The organism is Dermacoccus sp. Tok2021 (assembly GCF_019895135.1).
GTDB lineage: Bacteria > Actinomycetota > Actinomycetes > Actinomycetales > Dermatophilaceae > Dermacoccus > Dermacoccus abyssi.
Map to the genome: position 1 here is coordinate 59,333 of NZ_JAGTHU010000011.1, position 18,822 is coordinate 78,154.

An 18,822-nucleotide genomic window follows, 5' to 3' on the forward strand; every position below is an offset into this window, starting at 1 on the left:
GAACGGGGCTCACTCGAGATCCAGACGCATGAGATCGTCGGCCACACGAAACCCGAGCGAACGGTACAGCGGTATCGACATCTCCGACGGGGCGAGCACGATGCGCACCATCCCCTCGGCGCGGGCGGCGTCGATGACCTCGGCCATCAAGGAGGCGGCAACACCGCGGCGGCGAAAGGTCGGTGTCACGAAGACGTTGGCCGCGTAAAGCCACCGAGCCGTCGGACGTCCAGGGCTCGGCACCCTCGTGTAGATCAGGGCATTAGCCATCCCCACCGGACGCCCGTCCGCCGCATGTGCGACGAAAGCACGTCGTCGGTGCCGTTCCGTCTGCCAACACGCGCGGAAGTGTCGCTCGAACTCCCTGTCCCCGGTGGGGACGCCGGACCACTCGTATCGCAACGTCAACTGATCCTCGGCATCCGTACCCACCGGGTTGATCGTCACCTCAGGCATGCCCATCCCGGGACCGTGCACCGCCCACCACCAGCGCCCGGCCTCAGGGCTTGCGCCAGAGGATCTCGCCGTGCGGCACGCAGAACCAGCCGTCAGGATGTTCACCCCACCTGCGCCATGCCGTCGCGATGTCCTCCAGTTCGGGGCGGGCGGCCGAACCGTCGGCCACGAGCTGTTCGGCCAAGAAGGTGTGGGTGACGCGATCGGCCCACAGCTCGGCCCACCACAGGCGTTCGTCGGATGCAGCATAGGTCCACGTGGAACTCGATGCTGTGGCGTCGACCAACCCCGCTGCGTGGGCCCAGGCGAACAGGCGCCGCCCGGCGTCGGGTTCACCCCTGTTGGCCCGTGCGGCCGCCGAGTACAGCTCGCGCCACCGCTGCATGTCCGCCGACTCCGGCCACCAGGTCATCGCGCCGTAGTCGGCATCACGGACGGCCACCACACCACCAGGACGCGTCACACGGGCCATCTCGCGCAGTGAGACGGCGGGGTCGGCGACGTGCTGCAGCACCTGATGCGCGTGGACGACGTCGAACGAGTCGTCCGGGAAGGACAGGTCGAGCACATCCTCCACCGCGAAGCTCATGTTCGTCACGCCCGCCGTCGAGGCGGCCTGGCGGGAGTGGCTCAGCGCGTCGTCGCTGATCTCGGTGACGGTCACGTGCTTCACGCGCCGCGCGAAGTCGATGCTGATCGTGCCCGGTCCGGCCCCGACGTCGAGCAGGCGTGCCCCGGGGGTGAGGTGCGGCGCCAGGTACGCCGCCGAGTTCTCCACGGTGCGCCACGAATGTGAACGCAGGACCGGTTCGCTGTGGCCGTGCGTGTAGACGGTGGAGGCATCGCCACTCATGGGTCAAGAGTGTCTGGAAATCGCGCACTGCGACACATTGCGAGATTCAATTCTCGCAGTGTGAGATGGCACGTTCAACCGTCACGCGTTGCGCGCCCGGCGCTGACGGGCGGGGCAGGCAGTGCTCGAGCGCTACCCGACCCGCGTGAACACGGCCACCACGAAGTCTGACGCGTTGTCGCGCGCGTGCAGCTCCCACGTCGCGAAGACGGCGTCACGGCGCCAGCCGGCGCGTTCGGCGTCCGCGAGGAACTGTTCGAGCACATAGCCGCGCTCGGTGCCGAACCCGACGGCCAGACGCCCGCCGTCGCGCACGGCCGCGAACAACGCGGCAAGCGCCCGCGCCTGCGCGCCGTCCTCCATGAACGGCAACACGTTGCCCGCACACACGGCAGCGTCGAACGGCGCTCCCAGGCTCTCGAAGAACCCCGCCGGCACCGCGCCCAGGTCGCACTGCTCGAAGCGGATGTCCGGCCAGTCCTCGCGCGCCGCGTCGAGCAGCACAGGGTCGAGGTCCACGCCGACGGGCGAGAGCCCCAGCGCCTTCATCGCGCCGCTGACGCGTCCCGGCCCGCACCCGGCGTCGAGCACCCGCGAACCGGGCCCGACGAGCGCCGCGACGAAGCGCGCCTCGCCCGCGAGATCCTCACCGTCGGCTGCCAGCCCACGCATCCGCTCGACGTACCAGGTCGAGTGGTTCGGGTCGTCCGCGATCGTGCGCGCCCAACTCGTCATCGGCGCTTCAGCCGCCGAACCCGTTCGGGTTGGCCGACTGCCAACGCCACGTGTCGACGCACATGTCGTCGATCGTCTTCTCGGCCTTCCAGCCGAGCTCCTCACGCGCGCGCGTCGGGTCGGCGTACGTCACCGGCAGATCGCCCGCACGCCGCGGACCCACCTCGTACGGCAACTCCTTGCCGCACGCCCGCTCGAACGCGTGGAGCAGCTCGAAAACGCTCGTGCCCTGCCCGGTGCCGAGGTTGAAGGCGCGCGCCGACTCGCTCATCGCGTCGAGGTGGGCGAGCGCCGCAACGTGCCCGGCCGCGAGGTCGACGACGTGGATGTAGTCGCGCTCACCCGTGCCGTCCTTCGTGTCGTAGTCGTCACCGAAGACGCCCAGCTTCTCGCGCCGCCCCACGGCCACCTGCGCGATGTACGGCATGAGGTTGTTCGGGATGCCGCTCGGGTCCTCACCGATGAGCCCGCTCTCGTGCGCGCCGATGGGGTTGAAGTAACGCAGGAGCGCCGCCTTGAAACCGGGGCTCGCGGCCGCGACGTCCGTGACGATCTGCTCGATCATCGCCTTCGTCCAGCCGTACGGGTTCGTCGCCCGAAGCGGCTCGTACTCCTCGTGGTACGGCAGCGGCGCATCCGGGCCGTACACCGTCGCCGACGACGAGAACACGAACTTCTCCACGCCGTGTTCGGTCATCGCCGCGAGCACCGCGAACGTCGAGTCGAGGTTGTTCGTGTAGTACATGAGCGGCTTTTCGACGCTCTCGCCGACGGCTTTGTAGCCGGCGAAGTGGATGACCGCGTCGGGCTTCACGTCCGCGACGAGGGCGTCCGTGGCTGCGACGTCGGTGAGGTCGACCTCGTGACACGTCACCGGCTGCCCGGCGATCTGCTCCAAGCGCTCAAGCACCTTGGGGCTCGAGTTCGCGAAGTTGTCGCCGATGACGGGTTCGTGGCCCGCCTCGAGCAGGGCGAGCACGGTGTGGGAGCCGATGAAACCGGCACCGCCGGTGACGAGAACGCGCATGCCGCCAGGATACGGCCCCGACGTGACAGGTCGGGGGAGGCGGCGTCAGAGGCGGGGGAGGTGCTCCACGCGTTCGACGAACGAGCGCACCAGATGAGTCACCGTCTGCGGCGATTCGAGCGGTACCGCGTGTCCGGCGCCTTCGACCGTGTGCACCTCGGCGCCCGAAATGAGCTCCTCGAGCCGCCTGCTGCGATACGGCGGATTGACGGCGTCGTCCTCGCCGACGATGAGCTGTGTCGGAACTCGGAGGCTGTGGGCCTCTGGCTGTGTGCCGCGGCGGTTCGCGAACGCGCGGATCGCGTGGCGCAACTCGGCTCGCGACGGCTGCCCGAACTCCTCGGCCCAGTGGTCGACCTCTCGCCGCACCTGCCCGCTGCGCAGGCTCGTCTCGCAGAAGAGCGCCTGCCTGAGTTTCGGGCGAACCGCCCACCCGCCGAGGCGCCGATAGCGATTGGCCAGGCGCAGGTACCAGTACGCGTCGTCGGGATCCTCCGCGTTCGCCGACGCCCCGAGCAAGGTGAGGGAACGGAAGAGTTCACCGCGCCGGGCCGCGAGCGGCAAGGCCGCCGAACCGCCCAAGCCGTGCCCGACGTAGTGCACTGGCCGGTTGATCGTCGAAAGAAGCGCCTCGAGGTCGTCGACGAGGTCGTTCATCGCGAACGGGCCGCGGGCCGACGTCAGCCCGTGCCCGCGCCAGTCGAAACTCACACAACGGAACTGCTGTTCGAGTGCGTCGAGTTGATGGTGGAAGAGAGACCCCGTGAAGAACAACCCGTGCCCCAGCACGACCACGGGGGCGTTCCGCGGGCCGGACTCGATGAAGTGGAGGGCCGCACCAGGGCGCTTCAACTCGGTCACGGGCACTCCTTCCTCACGGGGTGAATCGCCGGTCGCTAGTCGGACGGGCGACTCGGAACCCTGCCCGAGAAGGTGAGAAGTCGGCTGGGGACGCACCGCGTCGCCTACGCCGCAGAGGGGCCTCGCCATCGGGCGACTCAACGGTAGGTGACGTACCCCTCGCGACCTTGGAGGTGGCTGTGGTCGTTCACCGTGAGTGCCGTGAGTGTGCGCCCGACGAGGATCTTCGTCACGGACGCGTTGACCGTCGTGGCGCTGAGATTGTGCCAGACGGCCACCGCGGCGTCACTGACGCCCGCGGCGCCCGCACTCGAGACGGCGCGTTCCTTCGCCGAGCTCGTGAGCAGGTGCGAGGCCGCCCAGGAGATCGGCCCGCCGGACGACACGACGACGGCGTCCTGCCCCGAGGAGAGTCGCGACGTCACGCGCCCTAGCGCGAGCATGATGCGGTCGGCGAACTGGGCGAACGTCTCGTCGTAGTCGTCGTGCTCACCCGACGTCCACCGACCGGTGGCCTCGACGAACATCTCCTGGAACGCCCGGCGCGGGTTGCCGCGGCGCGCGAGGTCGGCCTGCATGACGGCCTGGTTCGTGTACGCCGGTTTGTGCGTGTAGACGATGGCGTCGTGGTCGTACTCGTTCCACCCCTCGTCGATGTCGACGGGAGCCTCCCAGCCGGCCTCCTCCCACATGCGCGAACCCGTGACGCGCTGGCGCTGAAGCGAACCCGTGACCAGCAGGGCGGGCTTCACGCCGCACCCGGCGAGGGCGGCGCCCGTCATGCGCGCCTGCTCCTCACCGAGCGGCGACAGCTTGTCGTAGTCGCTGCGCCCGAAGCTGGCCTGGCCGTGACGCACGAGGTAGACAATGCTCACGCGCCGTCCCCGTTCGCGCCGATGAGCTTCTCGCAGCGCCACTCGAGGTAGTTGACCATCGGGCGGAACTGCTTGAAGACGGGGTTGTGCGTCTGCCCGTTCGCGTAGCGGTAGTAGATCTGCTGCGCGATGACGGCCAAGCGGAACAGCCCGAACACCTCGTAGAACAGCTGATCCTTCGGGTCGATCGTGCGCCCGGACTTCTCGGCGTAGTAGCTCCACACCTCGTCGCGCGTCATCATGCCCGGCGTGTGCGTCGGCTGACGGCGTGAGCCGCGCATGAATTCGTCGTCGTCGGCCTGCACCCAGTAGGCGAGGGCCCCGCCGAGATCCATGAGCGGATCGCCGAGGGTTGCCATCTCCCAGTCGAGGATGCCCAGGATGCGCGTCGGGTCGTCCTTGTCGAGCACGAAGTTGTCGAAGCGGTAGTCGTTGTGGATGAGGCAGTTCGCGACGTCCTGCGGCTGGTGCTCGTCGAGCCACACCATGACCGTCTCGAACGAGCCGGTGCCGTGCTCCTCGCCGTGCGTGCGGGCCTTGCGGTAGCGAGCGGACCACCCCTCGACCTGACGACGCACGTAGCCCTCGCCCTTGCCGAACGACTCCAGCCCCGCGGCCTGGATGTCGACCGAGTGCAACGCGATGAGCTCGTCGATCGCCGTCTCGCACAGCTTGCGCACGCCGTCCTCGTCGAGGCCCATCTCCGGCGGGATCTCCTGACGCAGGATGATGCCGTCGAGGCGCTCCATGACGTAGAACTCGCTGCCGATGACCGACTCGTCGTCACAGAAGGCCACCATCGGCGCGACGGCGGGAAAGTGCGGCGCGAGTGCGCGCTGGATGTCGTGCTCGCGGCGCATGTCGTGCGCGCCCTTGGCCTTCGTGCCCGAGGGCGGGCGGCGCAGGATGAGGTCGCGCTCCGGGTAGCGCAGGAGGTAGGTGAGGTTGCTCGCCCCGCCCGTGAACTGTCGCACCTCGGGCGTGCCGTCGAGACCGCTCGTGTCGGCCTCGGGGTGTGCGTTCTCGCGCAGCCACTGCGCGACGGCGGCCACGTCGAACGCGTCCTCCTCGCGCATCGCTCCCGCGTTGGCCTCGACGTCGTCGAGCGTCTTGTCGGCGGGCGTCGTCACTTGGCCGCTCCGGCACCCTGCGCCGCGAGGTAGGGCTTGAGCTCCTCACGGGCCACCATGCTGAGGTGCACCTCGTCCGGGCCATCGGCCAGGCGCAGCGAGCGGGCGTTCGCGTAGGCGGCCGTGAGCGGGAAGTCGTCCGACATGCCGCCGCCGCCGTGGATCTGGATGGCGAAGTCGATGATGTCGCACGCGATCGACGGCACGATCGCCTTGATGGCGCTGACGTCGACGCGCGCCGCCTGGGTGCCGCCGTCGTCGAGCTTCCACGCGGCCTGCTGCACGAGCAGGCGCGCCATGTCGAGCTCGATGCGCGCCTTCGCGAGGCGCTCGCGGTTGCCGCCGAGCAGCATGAGCGGCTTGCCGAACGCGACACGCTCGGTGCCGCGCTTGCACGCAAGTTCGAGGGCCATCTCCGACAGGCCGATGAGACGCATGCAGTGGTGGATGCGGCCCGGGCCGAGACGGCCCTGTGCGATGGCGAAGGCCTTGCCCGGCCCTGCGAGGACGTTGGAGAGGGGAACGCGAACGTCCTTGAGTTCGACCTCGCAGTGGCCGAACGGCTCGTCGAGCTGACCCATGACGGGCAGGGCGCGCTTGATCGTGACGCCCGGAGCGTCGGCCGGAACGAGGATCATCGAGTGACGCGCGTGACGGTCGGCGTCGGGGTCACTCAGGCCCATGAAGACGAAGACCTTGCAGTCGGGGTGCGCGGCGCCCGAGCTCCACCACTTGCGACCGTTGATGACGACCTCGTCGCCGTCGATGACGGCCCGCGCGTCCATGTTCGTGGCGTCCGAGGAGGCGACCGCCGGCTCCGTCATGAGGAACGCCGAGCGGATCTTGCCCTCGAGCAGCGGCACGAGCCACTCCTCCTGCTGCTCCCTGGTGCCGTACTTGAGCAGCACCTCCATGTTGCCCGTGTCCGGTGCGTTGCAGTTGAAGATCATCGGCGACAGTGCCGTGCGCCCTGTCTTCTCGGCGATGGCTGCGTAGTCGACGTTGGAGAAGCCCTTGCCGCCCCGGGTGCCGAAGCGCTCGGCCCACTCGTCGCCCTCGCCCACGGGCAAGAACATGTTCCACAGACCGGCGGCTCGGGCCTCGGCCTTGAGCTCCTCGATCTTCGGGTGGACGACGAACGAGTTCTCGCCCTTGGCCTTGAGGTCGGCGTAGAAGTGTTGAATCTCGACTTCGGCGGGCTCGATCTTCTCGCGGACGAAGGCGTCCACTTCATCGGCGAGTTCCTGGGCGAGGGGTGAGAGTGTGAGGTCCATGTCTTGACTGTAGTCACACTATTGAGCAATGCTCAATAGTGTGAACGAGCAGATTTCTCCAGTACCCGCCAAGAGGGTGCGGTTGACGAAGGACGAGCGCAGCCGGCAACTCGTCATCATCGGCCTCAAGAAGCTGGCGTACCGCCCCATCCAGGAGGTGTCGCTCGACGAGGTCGCCGCCGAGGCCGGCATCTCGCGCGCCCTGCTCTTCCACTACTTCCCGACGAAGGCCGCGTACTACGAGGCCGTCGTGCACGCCGCCGGGCGCCGGGTTGTTCACACGGTACAACCGGACGCCGACGCCACCGGGCGTGAAGCGCTGCGCCAGGTCATCACCCGCTACATCGCACGCATTGCGCGACGACGCGAGATCTACATCGCCCTCGTGCGCGGCAACCTCAGCGACTTCGGCGGCGCGGAGGCCGCGGACACGTGGCGCGGTCGCGTCACCGACTTCGTCCTCGACGCCCTTGCCGACGACGGCGTGAACGCCAGTCCCGTCGCGATCCGCGGCTGGCTCGCCTACGTTGAAGACCTGGCCCTGTCGTGGACGAGCGGCGAGGTCGACGGCGAGCGGCCCGGTCGTGAGGAACTCGTCGACCACTGCGAAGCCGCCCTCGACGCCCTGCTCGCGGTGAACCGCACCACCCCCTTGCCGTGGGGCGAGAACCCCACCGCCTGAACCACTCGACACCCGACGAACCGCACCAAGGAGAAGAACGATGCGCGCAGTACAGGTCACCACGCTCGACGGCCCGTCGGCCGTCGAGATCAACGACATCGCCGAGCCCACCCCGGGCAAGGGCGACGTTCTCGTCGAGGTGCGGGCCGCGGGCCTGTGCTACCCCGACTCGCTGCTGACGCGCGGGCTCTACCAGATGAAGCCCGAGCCGCCCTTCGTCCTCGGTTCCGAGGTGGCGGGCGTCGTCGTCAGTGCCCCGGAAGGTTCGGGGTTCAGTGAGGGCGACCGCGTGGTCGCGTTCCCCGGCTTCGGTGGCCTCGCCGAGCGCGTGGCCGTGCCCGCGCCGTTCGTCTTCGCGCTGCCCGACGGCGTCTCCTTCGAGGAGGGCGCGGCCCTGCCGATGAACTACCTCACCGTGCAGTTCGCGCTCGACCGACGCGGCCGCCTCGCCGAGGGGGAGACCGTGCTCGTCCACGGAGCCGCCGGCGGCATCGGCATCGCGGCGATCCAGCACGCGAAGGCGCGCGGGGCCAAGGTCGTCGCCGTCGCGTCGAGCGAAGCCAAGCGCGAGATCGCGACGGCTGCAGGTGCCGACCACGCCATCGCGCCGGAGGGTTTCAAGGACGCCGTCATGGAAATCACCGAGGGCCGCGGCGTCGACATCGTCGTCGACCCGGTCGGCGGCGACCGCTTCACCGACTCCCTGCGCAGCCTCGGCGTCGAGGGCCGCATGCTCGTGCTCGGCTTCACCGGCGGCTCGATCCCCGAGGTCAAGGTCAACCGCCTGCTCCTCAACAACATCGACGTCGTCGGCGTCGGCTGGGGCGCGTTCTGGATGCCCCGGCCCGAGACGGTGCCCGAGCAGTGGAAGGCCATCGAGCCCCTCGTCGCGAGCGGCGCGCTCAAGCCGGTGCTCGGCCCCGTGCGTCCGCTCGAGAAGGCCGGCGAGGCCATCGCCGAGATGGAGGAGCGCCGCGCCGAGGGCAAGCTCGTCCTCACGCTCTGACGCGCGAGCGGCCGCCGCCTCGTGAAAAGGTGGAGTCATGTCGTGGAGTCCTGAGCAGATCGCCGTCGTCGAGTCCGCGAGGTTCGCGTCGGTCGCCGCCGGCGGGTACCACGCGGACGACGTCGAACGCCTGCGCGTGCGCGCCCTGACGGCGATGCGCAAGGCGAAGCCCCTGCCCGACCTCGACGCCATGGCGCTGCGCCGTACGCCGCGCGGAGGCGTGTCGCGGACGCAGGTCGCGGGCTTCCTCACCCTCATGTCGGTGTGGTCGGCCACCACCGTCGTCGAGCACCCCGACGAGGTGGCGCGCCGCGAGCGCGACGCCGAGATCGCCGCGCTGACGACACGGGACGACGACACGACGCTGCGCTGGACGCACGAGCAGATGGACCTCGTGCGGGAGAAGAAGTTCACCCTCATCGGGCGCGCCTCGACGAGCTACGACGAACACGACGTCGACGACTACCTCGACTCGGTCGTCATCGCGATGCGCCGTGGCATCGAACTGCCCGATCCGCAGTACGCGCGGTTCGACTCGGCGGGGCTGCGCCGAGGGTACGACCCCAAGGAGGTCGACGACTTCCTCGACGAGATCGCCCACATGCAACCGGAGGGCTGATGAGCGACCAGACGCACGAGCAGGAGCGCGAGATCAAGGCCAAGGTGGCCGCCGAACGGCGCGAGGCGACGGTGGCCGAGGCCTCGGCCGAGGAGCTGCCCGACGAGAACACCGTCTCCAAGGCGGCCGTCTACCTCAACACGAAGCTGCCCAAGACCCGCACCATCGCGCAGGCACTCGTGCGCGACGAAGCGGGCGGCGTCATGCTGTGCGAGCTCTCGTACAAGCGCTTCTGGGATCTGCCCGGCGGCGTCGTCGACCCCCACGAGTCGCCCGCACACGCGGTGGTGCGCGAACTCGACGAGGAACTCGGCGTCAAGGCCACCCTCACCGGGCTGCGCGTCGTGTCGTGGCTGCCGCCGTGGCGCGGCTGGGACGACGCGATGCTCTACGTCTTCGAGGCCACGCTCGACCGCTCGAGTGACGACTTCACCCTGCAGCGCAAGGAGATCGCCGGCATCCACCACGTGGCGCCCGGCGACCTCGACGACCACGTCGCGGCGTACACGGCCAAGGTGATCCGCCAGGCGGTCGCGGCCGCCGACGCCGGACGCTTCGGCGTCTACCTCGAGAACGGCGAAGCGCCCGACTGGGCGTGATCGAGGCTCAGTAGCGCGACATCGTCGGCCCGCCCGGGCGACCGGGGCCGCGGCGGTCGTAGCCGCGCGGCGCAGGACGGCGGGTGTCGTCGTCGGTGTCGAAGAAGAGGCCCAGCACCCACGACACGAACGTCACGACGAGGGCGCCGAGCACTGCCGTTGGCCAGAACTGGTCGACGTGGAAGTCGAGACCGAACACTCCCGAGAGCCACGACGTCAAGGCCAGCATGGCCGCGTTGATGACGAAGATGAACAGCCCGAGCGTCACGATGAGGAACGGGAAACCGAAGAACTTCGCGACGGGCCGGACGACGGCGTTGACGAGGCCGAACACCGCCGCGACGACGGCGATGGTGAGCACCTTGGAGGTCGTGGTGCTCGCGCCGTCGGCCAGCGTGATGCCGTCGACGAGCGCTGCGGCGGCCCAGAGTGCGAGGCCGTTGATGGCGATCTTGAGCAGAGTGCGCATGTCTCCAGTGTGACCCTCAAGCCTGTGGCGGAGCCGTGAGGGCCCAGAGCGTCATCTCGTCGAGGTGCGGCTGGTAGGTGGCGTAGTTGTGGCCACCGAAGGCGCGGTCGAGCCGCGTCAGATACAGGTGGAGGTCCGGGTTCCAAGGTCACTCAAAGGTCACTCGTCGCTCTCATCATCATGCGGAATTCTCCGCTTCCAAAGAGGGCCAGAACCCTTGCTGGATTTCCAGTTATCGCTCCCCCAGGATCCAAACTCAAAAAGGATGTAGAGCACAGCTCCAACCATAAGAATGACGAAGAAGAGAACGCCGAGGGGAGTCACGGACGAGCCTCCGAGGGATACAAACATGTGTGCTCCATTCACCCAAAAGACCACGAAGGGGTCACCCTAATTCTCAGCTTGGCTGACAATGGCGACGTGCGCATCGGCACCGAAACCGCCATAGTCTCCTGCCGAATCTGAATCCGTGTAGCCCAGACCAGAGAGGAGGAGCTGAGTCTGCGGACCACTCGGAAGATCTCCAGTTTTTCGCTGAGCGTTAATGCCTACGCCTGGGGTTCCAATGCCTGTCCCGGCAGAATAGTTGATGTCTCCGTCGGCGAAGTTGACGGACCCACTCATACGCCCAGTAGCAAACTCAATACCGACTGACACGTGGTCGCGACCCGCCGGGTCGAACTGGCCGATTGGGTCCGAGCCCGCGCCCGGCTGGGAGGGCGCCGGGGCAGATCTAAGGTGCTGGGTATGACCGACGAGACCCTCGCCACCCCCGTCCGACTGCGTACGACGCTCGACTCGGTGCCCGGCTACAAGCCCGGCAAACCGGCCGCAGCTGAGGGGGACACGGTCGTCTACAAGATCTCGAGCAACGAGAACCCGTACCCGCCGCTGCCGTCCGTCGTCGAGGCCGTCCACGAGGCCGTCGCGACGATGAACCGCTACCCCGACATGGCCTCCTCGGAGCTCACGCACGCTCTCGCGCAAAAGCTCGGTGTCAGTGACGACGAGGTCAGCTTCGGCACCGGATCGGTCGGCATCCTCGCCGCGCTCATCGCCATCACGTGCGAGCCGGGTGACGAGGTCGTCTACGCGTGGCGCTCGTTCGAGGCCTACCCCATCGTCACCGCGCTGACCGGTGCACGCTCGGTTCAGGTGCCCCTCGACGCCGACTCCCGCCACGACCTCGACGCCATGGCAGCCGCCGTCACCGACCGCACCCGCCTGCTCATCGTGTGCACCCCGAACAACCCCACCGGCCCCAGCGTTCGTACCGACGAACTTCGGGCCTTCATCGAGAAGCTTCCGAAGGATCTGCTCGTCGTTCTCGACGAGGCCTACCTCGAGTTCGTCGAGGCCGACGACGCTCCGGACGCGCTCGCGTTCTACCGGGAGTTCCCCAACGTCGTCGTGCTGCGCACGTTCTCCAAGGCCTACGGCCTGGCGGGGCTGCGCGTCGGCTACGCCGTGGCGCGCCCGCGCATCACCGAGGCCCTGCGCAAGGCGGCCACGCCGTTCGGCGTCAACGACATGGCACAGAAGGCGGCTGTCGCCAGCCTCGCTGCGTACGACGAACTCGAGGAGCGCGTGCAGGCCCTCGTCGCCGAGCGCCGACGCGTCGTCGAGGCGCTCGCCGACGCCGACCTCAACATCCCCGACACGCAGGCCAACTTCGTCTGGCTGCCGCTCGGCGAGCGCACGGAGGAGTTCGCCGGCGTCGCGAAGGACGCCGGACTCGTCGTGCGTCCGTTCGCGGGGGAGGGCGTGCGCGCCACCATCGCGGAGCCGGAGGCCAACGACCGCCTTGTCGACGTTGTGAAGGGTTTCGTCGGCCCTCGATGACCACATGGTGAGACTCGCCGCTCACCCCTCGAAATCCGCGGCGGCGCAAGGAAAAAGTGACGCGCGGGTAGTGCTTCGCAGGTCGTTTGGTCGGGTACCGTCATCATCTGTGGCGTGACCTGCGTCACAAGATCCCGACGAGGTGGTACGGCGCATCAACCGTCCACCACCGAACGCGGGGGTGACGCATCGTTCGCCTCCGCCGAGGAGGAACGATGACGATCTCCGGAGCATCGGAAGGCATCGACGGCGTCACGCACGTCGCAGGCCACAAGCTCGACGGTTTGCCCGACGTCACGGACGGCGGCCCGGACATGGTGCAGCTCATTGCACCCGACGGTTCGCGCACGCCGATGTCGAGCGTCAACGAGCCGTACATGGAAGCGCTCAAGGCCATCACGGCCGAAGAGGTGCGCGCCATGTACCGCGACATGGTGCTCGTGCGCCGGTTCGACATCGAGGGCTACAGCCTCCAGCGCCAGGGTGAGCTGGGCCTGTGGCCGCAGCTCCTCGGCCAGGAGGCCGCGCAGGTCGCCGCCGGCCACGCCATGCGTGAGCAGGACTTCGCCTACCCGGGCTACCGCGAGCACGGCGTCGCGTTCTGCCGCGGCATCACGCCCGCGCAGGTCTTCGCCACCTACCGCGGTGTGAGCCACGGTGGCTGGAACCCGGCCGACCACAACTTCGCCACGTTCACCATCGTCATCGGCAACCAGATGCTCAACGCCGCCGGCTACGCCATGGGCGTGCGCCTCGACGGCCTCGTGGGCACCGGAGACGACACGAAGGACACGGCCGTCATCGCGTTCACGGGTGACGGTGGCACGAGCCAGGGTGACTTCAACGAGGCCATGGTCTACGCGGCCGTCAACCACTCGCCGATGGTCTTCTTCATCCAGAACAACGGTTGGGCGATCAGCGAGCCCAACACGCGCCAGTTCATCATTCCGCCGTACAAACGCGCGGACGGCTTCGGCTTCCCCGGTGTGCGCACCGACGGCAACGACGTGCTCGCCACCTGGGCCGTCACGCGCCGCAGCCTCGACAACGCACGCAGCGGGCTCGGCCCGACGCTCATCGAGGCCTTCACCTATCGCATGGGCGCCCACACGACGTCCGACGACCCGACGCGCTACCGCGAGGAGGCGCACGTCGAGGCGTGGAAGGCCAAGGACCCGATCGCGCGTCTGCGCGCCCTGCTCGAGCGTGAGAACCACGCCGACGCGTCGTTCTTCGACGATGTCGACGCCGAGGCGAAGGATCTGGCCGCTGGTTGGCGCCGCTCCTGCGTCGAGATGGCCGACCCGGAGATGACGGCGATGTTCGACAACGCCTACATCCACCTCGACCCGCAGCTGCGCGCGCAGCGCGAGGAGTTCGCCGAGTACCTCGCGTCCTTCGAGGAGGCGAGCGCGTGAGCACGTCGGAGACCGCTGAGAAGGCTCCCGTTCGCGCCAAGAAGCCGCCGAAGCTCTCGCTCGCCCGCGCTCTCAACGCGGCGATGCACGACGCGATGGTAGCCGACGACAAGGTCGTCGTCATCGGTGAGGACGTCGGTGACCTCGGCGGCGTCTTCCGCCTCACCGACGGCCTCAAGCGCGAGTTCGGCGAGCGCGTCATCGACCCACCGCTGGCCGAGTCCGGCATCGTCGGTTCGGCCGTCGGTCTTGCGATGCGCGGCTACCGCCCGATCGTCGAGATCCAGTTCGACGGCTTCGTCTACCCGGCCTTCGACCAGATCGTCAGTCAGGTGAGCAAGCTGCACAACCGCACCGGTGGCGCGGTGAAGCTGCCGATGGTCATCCGCATCCCGTTCGGTGGCGGCATCGGCGCCGTCGAGCACCACAGCGAGTCGAACGAGTCGTACTTCGTGCACACCGCCGGCCTGCGCGTTGTCGTCTGCTCGCGGCCCGTCGACGCGTACTGGATGATGCGCCAGGCCATCGACTCCGACGACCCGGTCGTGTTCTACGAGCCCAAGCGTCGCTACCACGAGCCGAGCCCCGACCAGCTCGATCTCGCAGCCGGCCCGCAGCGCGACCTGTACGAGGCCGAGGTTCTGCGCGAGGGCACCGACCTCACGCTCCTGGCCTACGGCCCGATGGTGCGCACCTGCCTCGACGTGGCCAAGGCCGCCGAGGAGGAGGGACGATCCCTGGAGGTCATCGACCTGCGCACGCTCTCGCCGCTCGACGAGGAGACGATCTGCGAGTCGGTTCGCAAGACCGGTCGCGCCGTCGTCGTCCACGAGGCCGCCCGCACGCTCGGTATGGGCGCCGAGATCGCCGCCATCATCCAGGAGAAGTGCTTCTACTCGCTCGAAGCGCCGGTGCAGCGCGTCACGGGATACGACATCCCGTACCCGCCGAGCCGCCACGAGCGCGAGTACCTTCCCGGCCTCGACCGCATCCTCGATGCCGTCGACGCAGCCTTCAGCTTCTAGGAGACACGCCAGTGCCTGTTCTGCAGTTCCCCCTGCCCGATCCCGGTGAGGGCCTCGTCGAGGCCGAGATCGTCACGTGGCACGTCGCCGCGGGCGACACCGTGGAGGTCAACCAGCCCGTCCTCGAGATCGAGACGGCCAAGTCGCTCGTCGAGCTGCCCATCCCGTGGGAGGGCAAGGTCGTCGAGATCCTCGTTCCCGAGGGTGAGACCGTCGAGGTCGGTACGCCGATCGTGACGATCGAGGTCGGCGGCGACGTCGACGTTGTCGAGGCCGCCGTCGACGGTGCTGCCGAGGTCGACGCCTCGACGTCCGAGTCGCCGGCCGAAGAAGCGGCTGACGACATGCAGGCCTCCGCCGAGGTCGCGCCCCCGGCAAACGACGCTCCGGCGGCCACGGCAGCCGAGGGCGACGAGGAGCCGCAGCAGAAGACCCTCGTCGGGTACGGCCCGACGGCGTCCAGCACGAGCCGCCGCGCCCGTCGCAACCGCCCGGACGCAGGTGAGCGTGCGCTCGCCGCCCCGGCGACGCGCGGTTTCGCGAAGGCGCAGGGCGTCGACATCGACGAGGTGAAGGCCTCGCGCGACGACGGCGTCGCCAGCCGTGACGATGTGTCGGCTGCGGCAGGAGCGTCGACTCCCCGCCACATGCGTCCCGACGCGCCTACGGCGCCGGCTGCCCCGAGCGCGGTCGACGCCGCTGCGGCGGCTCGCTCGACGGCCCCCGAGCCTCCGGTCGTTCCGGCAGCGGCCCCGGCTGCTTCGGGTGGCCTGACGGACGAGCGTCTGCCGATCAAGGGTGTGCGCAAGGTGACGGCCCAGGCGATGGTGAGCAGCGCGTTCACCGCGCCGCACGTCAGCGAGTTCTACACCGTCGACATGACGCGCACGATGGAGTTCGTCAAGGAGTTGCAGCGCGACCGCGAGTTCCGCGACGTCAAGGTGACGCCGAACCTCATCGTCGCGAAGGCGTGCCTCATTGCGATGAAGCGCGAGCCGATGATGAACGCGCTGTGGGACGAGGCGAACGCCGAGATCGTCATGCGCTCCGAGGTGAACCTCGGCATCGCGGCGGCCACCGACCGTGGCCTGCTCGTGCCGAACATCAAGAACGCCGGACGCTTCGGCCTGCTCGATCTGGCGCGGGAGATGGCGAAGCTCATCGACATCGCCCGTCACGGCAAGCCGAGCCCGGCCATCCTCAACGGCGGCACGTTCACGATCAGCAACATCGGCGTCTTCGGAGTCGACGCCGGAACGCCGATCATCAAGCCCGGTGAGAGCGGCATCCTGGCCATCGGCGCGGTGCGTCCGATGCCGTGGGTCGTCACGAACGACGCCGGTGAGCAGGACATCGCGATCCGCCAGGTGGCCCAGCTCTCGCTGAGCTTCGACCACCGCCTCATCGACGGCGACGTCGGCTCGCGCTTCCTCTCGACGGTCGGCCAGATCCTCGAGAACCCCGCGAAGGGCATTGCCTGGGCCTGACGCCGCCCGTGTGGCAGGGCGGGGACTACGCTCGGGGCGGGCCGCAGTCAGGCGGCCCGCAGGGCGGAGATGGGAAGCCGATGCGTGATCAGTGGGTCAAGCAGCTGAGGTTCCGGCACGCGGGGCAGGTCGTTGTCGCCGCATTCGCGGCAGCGGTCGCGGTCGGCACGGCGTTGCTCATGCTGCCGATCGCCACCACGGCGCCAGGCTCTGCGCCCGTCGTCACCGCTGTGTTCCACGCGACGAGCGCCGTATGCGTCACCGGCCTGTCGACCGTTGACACGCCGAACTACTGGACGCCGTTCGGCCAGGTCGTCATCCTCGTCCTCATCCAGATCGGCGGCTTCGGCGTCATGACGCTCGCGTCGCTGCTCGCCATCGTGCTGACGAAGAAGCTCGGGCTGCGCAGCCGCCTCACAGCTGCCAGCGAGACGAAGGCCGAGGGTCTGGGCGACATCCGCAACGTGCTGTTCGGCGTCGTGCGCGTGACGTGCACCGTCGAGATCCTCGTCGCGACAGCCCTGACTCTGCGATGGTGGCTCGGCTACGGCCATTCGTTCGGCCGTGCCGCGTACCTCGGTGTCTTCCACGCCGTTTCGGCGTTCAACAACGCCGGTTTCGCGCTGTTCAGCGACAATCTCATGAGTTACGCGCGTGACGTGTGGATCATTGCGCCCATCAGCGCCGCGATAATCCTCGGTGGGCTCGGGTTCCCGGTCATTATGGAGGTGATCCGGGTCCGCAGGCGGCGCCGTTGGAGCCTGCACACGAAGATCACCCTCATGATGTCGACGTCGTTGCTGCTCATCGGCGCCGTCGTGATCACCGCAGTGGAGTGGAGTAACCCGAAAACGCTCGGCCAGATGGGCCTCGGCGAGAAGCTCCTCGTGGGCACGTTCCACAGCGTCTCGCCGCGCACCGCGGGATTCAACGCGTGGGATTACGGCCAGGTCGACGAGGGCACCCTCTTGTCGACGATCATCCTGATGTTCATCGGTGGAGGATCCGCCGGTACTGCGGGCGGCATCAAGGTGACGACGTTCTTCCTCCTGCTCGTCGGCATCGTCTCCGAGATGCGCGGGGAGACGCATGCGACGATCTTCGAGCGGCGCATCGCCGATCGCACGATGCGTCAGGCTCTCAACGTCGCCCTCATCGGCATCGCGGCCGTCGTCGCCTCGACCCTGATCCTCACGCAGATATCCGACATTCGCCTCGCCGAGTTGCTGTTCGAGTCGACGTCGGCGTTCGCGACGGTCGGGTTGTCGACCGGTGTTACGGCCAAGCTGCCGGATGCCGGTCAGCTGCTGCTCGTCGCGCTCATGTTTCTGGGGCGCCTCGGGCCGATCACCCTCGTCTCTGCGTTGGCGCTGCGCGAGAGCACACGCCGCTACACCTACCCGGAGGGGCGCCCGCTCATCGGCTGAGCGACCCACGCGCCGGGCGTCAGTCGTCGGTCTCCCGGGCGGCCAGCTCGCGCATCGCTCCGGCCAGGCGGGCGTACTCGTGGCGCTTGGCCCACTCGGCCTTCTTGGCCTGCGACTTCTTCGCATCGCGGCGCGCCCCCACACCCCAGAAGACGGCCAGGAAGATGGGGAACCAGACCTTCGGATGGTCGAGCAGCCACACCACCCAGCCGGGCGGAGTCCAGTCCGGCCACGGGATGCTCGGCAGACTCGGCCACGGAATGTCGGGCCAGTTGATGTTGGGCAGATCGGGCCACGGGATGCTCGGCAGCGAGATGTTGGGCCAGTCGATGTCGGGCACGAGCGGCGCGAGCAACTCGACGATCCACGCGATGACGGTGGCGATGATCTCCGTGATGACCGGCGCGAGCAGGAGCATCACGATGGTCCACCCGCTCTTGCCGAGCCCGCCGAGCAGCGGGTACACGACGCGCTTCCACGGGGACGCGTCCATCGCGTCCTGACGACGGGCAGCTGGGGAGTCCTCGGGCGGCTCGAAGGCGACGACCTCGTCCTCAGTCTTGAGGTGGATGTCGGTCAGGTGACGCCCCAGGGGGTCGGCCGTGATGTCGAAGTACGGCTTCGTCGCGGACGAACTCGAGGTGAACTTGCCGTCCGGCAGCGAGCGCGCCATCGGTGCCTTGCGCGAACCGATGCTCTGGTGGCGCGAGATCGTGCGCCCGTCACGGGTGATGACGAGCCCCTGGCGCTGCCACTGCTCGTTCATGCCGAGCATCGGGCGCACTCGACCGGCAAGGCGCCCCAGCCGTCCGTCGGCCTTCTTCGCCGCCGCAGTCTGCGCGAGCGCTTCGGGCGAATCGTCCTCGTCGGGTTCGGGGTAACTCGGGTCGATCTGGCGCAGTTCGTCATGCCATCCGACGTACGCCTCGAAGCGGCCGAGCCCCGGATGGTCCAGGCTCCAGTTCTCCATCTTCGATCCTCATCGCGCTCACGAGAGGTCGGCGTGCGCCGACATTCCATCACACGCAAATGCCCGC

The 18,822-nt window shown here is 68.5% G+C and carries 19 protein-coding genes; 9 read left to right on the forward strand and 10 right to left on the reverse strand.

The window, feature by feature from the left end:
- Positions 1–9 precede the first annotated feature (9 nt).
- From K9D12_RS08010 to K9D12_RS08045, 8 genes are all read right to left on the reverse strand, one after another.
- The gene (locus tag K9D12_RS08010) at positions 10–462 is read right to left on the reverse strand and encodes a GNAT family N-acetyltransferase (protein ID WP_223059899.1); all 453 of its coding nucleotides are present in this window, start codon (positions 460–462) and stop codon (positions 10–12) included.
- A gap of 37 nt (positions 463–499) precedes the next feature.
- The gene (locus K9D12_RS08015) at positions 500–1,309 is read right to left on the reverse strand and encodes a class I SAM-dependent methyltransferase (RefSeq protein WP_223059900.1); all 810 of its coding nucleotides are present in this window, start codon (positions 1,307–1,309) and stop codon (positions 500–502) included.
- A 132-nt stretch (positions 1,310–1,441) separates the two neighbouring features.
- Positions 1,442–2,044 (reverse strand): bifunctional 2-polyprenyl-6-hydroxyphenol methylase/3-demethylubiquinol 3-O-methyltransferase UbiG, encoded by a 603-nt coding sequence (locus K9D12_RS08020; protein ID WP_223059901.1) that lies wholly within the window; start codon positions 2,042–2,044, stop codon positions 1,442–1,444.
- A gap of 7 nt (positions 2,045–2,051) precedes the next feature.
- Positions 2,052–3,071, reverse strand: a complete 1,020-nt coding sequence (galE, locus tag K9D12_RS08025) for a UDP-glucose 4-epimerase GalE (protein ID WP_223059902.1) — start codon at positions 3,069–3,071, stop codon at positions 2,052–2,054.
- Positions 3,072–3,116: 45 nt separating this feature from the next.
- Entirely contained in the window at positions 3,117–3,932 is an 816-nt protein-coding gene (locus K9D12_RS08030) for an alpha/beta fold hydrolase (RefSeq protein ID WP_223059903.1), read from the reverse strand.
- Positions 3,933–4,069: 137 nt separating this feature from the next.
- A complete protein-coding gene (locus tag K9D12_RS08035) occupies positions 4,070–4,807 on the reverse strand; it encodes a histidine phosphatase family protein (protein ID WP_223059904.1) in 738 nt (245 codons plus the stop codon).
- Positions 4,804–5,937: a phosphotransferase family protein gene (locus K9D12_RS08040; RefSeq protein WP_370633481.1), complete on the reverse strand. Its 1,134-nt coding sequence runs from the start codon at positions 5,935–5,937 to the stop codon at positions 4,804–4,806. Before K9D12_RS08040 ends, K9D12_RS08035 begins: the two co-directional genes overlap by 4 nt.
- Positions 5,934–7,211 (reverse strand): acyl-CoA dehydrogenase family protein, encoded by a 1,278-nt coding sequence (locus K9D12_RS08045; protein WP_223059905.1) that lies wholly within the window; start codon positions 7,209–7,211, stop codon positions 5,934–5,936. Before K9D12_RS08045 ends, K9D12_RS08040 begins: the two co-directional genes overlap by 4 nt.
- A gap of 82 nt (positions 7,212–7,293) precedes the next feature.
- Between K9D12_RS08045 and K9D12_RS08050 the strand changes: the two genes are divergently transcribed.
- Genes K9D12_RS08050 through K9D12_RS08065 form a run of 4 tightly spaced genes read left to right on the forward strand, consistent with a single transcriptional unit; the run spans position 7,294 to position 10,117 of the window.
- Positions 7,294–7,893 carry a TetR/AcrR family transcriptional regulator gene (locus K9D12_RS08050; protein ID WP_129666526.1) on the forward strand — a complete coding sequence of 200 codons (600 nt, stop codon included), beginning with the start codon at positions 7,294–7,296 and terminating at the stop codon, positions 7,891–7,893.
- Between the two features lie 40 nt (positions 7,894–7,933).
- A complete protein-coding gene (locus K9D12_RS08055; RefSeq protein ID WP_129666451.1) occupies positions 7,934–8,899 on the forward strand; it encodes an NADPH:quinone oxidoreductase family protein in 966 nt (321 codons plus the stop codon).
- A 37-nt stretch (positions 8,900–8,936) separates the two neighbouring features.
- A complete protein-coding gene (locus K9D12_RS08060; protein WP_129666453.1) occupies positions 8,937–9,518 on the forward strand; it encodes a DivIVA domain-containing protein in 582 nt (193 codons plus the stop codon).
- Positions 9,518–10,117 (forward strand): NUDIX hydrolase, encoded by a 600-nt coding sequence (locus K9D12_RS08065; protein WP_223059906.1) that lies wholly within the window; start codon positions 9,518–9,520, stop codon positions 10,115–10,117. The genes K9D12_RS08060 and K9D12_RS08065 overlap by 1 nt, the downstream gene beginning before the upstream one ends.
- Positions 10,118–10,124: 7 nt before the next feature.
- On the opposite strand, the gene K9D12_RS08070 is transcribed toward K9D12_RS08065, so the two are convergent.
- Positions 10,125–10,586 carry a phage holin family protein gene (locus K9D12_RS08070; protein ID WP_129666457.1) on the reverse strand — a complete coding sequence of 154 codons (462 nt, stop codon included), beginning with the start codon at positions 10,584–10,586 and terminating at the stop codon, positions 10,125–10,127.
- A gap of 747 nt (positions 10,587–11,333) precedes the next feature.
- On the opposite strand from K9D12_RS08070, the gene hisC reads away from it, so the two are divergent.
- The 5 genes from hisC (at position 11,334) to K9D12_RS08095 (ending at position 17,785) form a co-directional block, all read left to right on the forward strand.
- On the forward strand, positions 11,334–12,428 hold the full coding sequence (hisC, locus tag K9D12_RS08075; RefSeq protein ID WP_129666459.1) for a histidinol-phosphate transaminase: 1,095 nt from the start codon (positions 11,334–11,336) through the stop codon (positions 12,426–12,428).
- A gap of 215 nt (positions 12,429–12,643) precedes the next feature.
- Positions 12,644–13,846, forward strand: a complete 1,203-nt coding sequence (locus tag K9D12_RS08080; RefSeq protein ID WP_129666461.1) for a thiamine pyrophosphate-dependent dehydrogenase E1 component subunit alpha — start codon at positions 12,644–12,646, stop codon at positions 13,844–13,846.
- A complete protein-coding gene (locus K9D12_RS08085) occupies positions 13,843–14,871 on the forward strand; it encodes an alpha-ketoacid dehydrogenase subunit beta (protein WP_082128641.1) in 1,029 nt (342 codons plus the stop codon). The genes K9D12_RS08080 and K9D12_RS08085 overlap by 4 nt, the downstream gene beginning before the upstream one ends.
- 11 nt (positions 14,872–14,882) lie before the next feature.
- Positions 14,883–16,358 carry a dihydrolipoamide acetyltransferase family protein gene (locus K9D12_RS08090; protein ID WP_129666463.1) on the forward strand — a complete coding sequence of 492 codons (1,476 nt, stop codon included), beginning with the start codon at positions 14,883–14,885 and terminating at the stop codon, positions 16,356–16,358.
- A gap of 80 nt (positions 16,359–16,438) precedes the next feature.
- Positions 16,439–17,785, forward strand: a complete 1,347-nt coding sequence (locus K9D12_RS08095; RefSeq protein ID WP_129666465.1) for a TrkH family potassium uptake protein — start codon at positions 16,439–16,441, stop codon at positions 17,783–17,785.
- 19 nt (positions 17,786–17,804) lie between these two features.
- On the opposite strand, the gene K9D12_RS08100 is transcribed toward K9D12_RS08095, so the two are convergent.
- Positions 17,805–18,755: a hypothetical protein gene (locus K9D12_RS08100; protein WP_129666467.1), complete on the reverse strand. Its 951-nt coding sequence runs from the start codon at positions 18,753–18,755 to the stop codon at positions 17,805–17,807.
- Positions 18,756–18,822 lie beyond the last annotated feature (67 nt).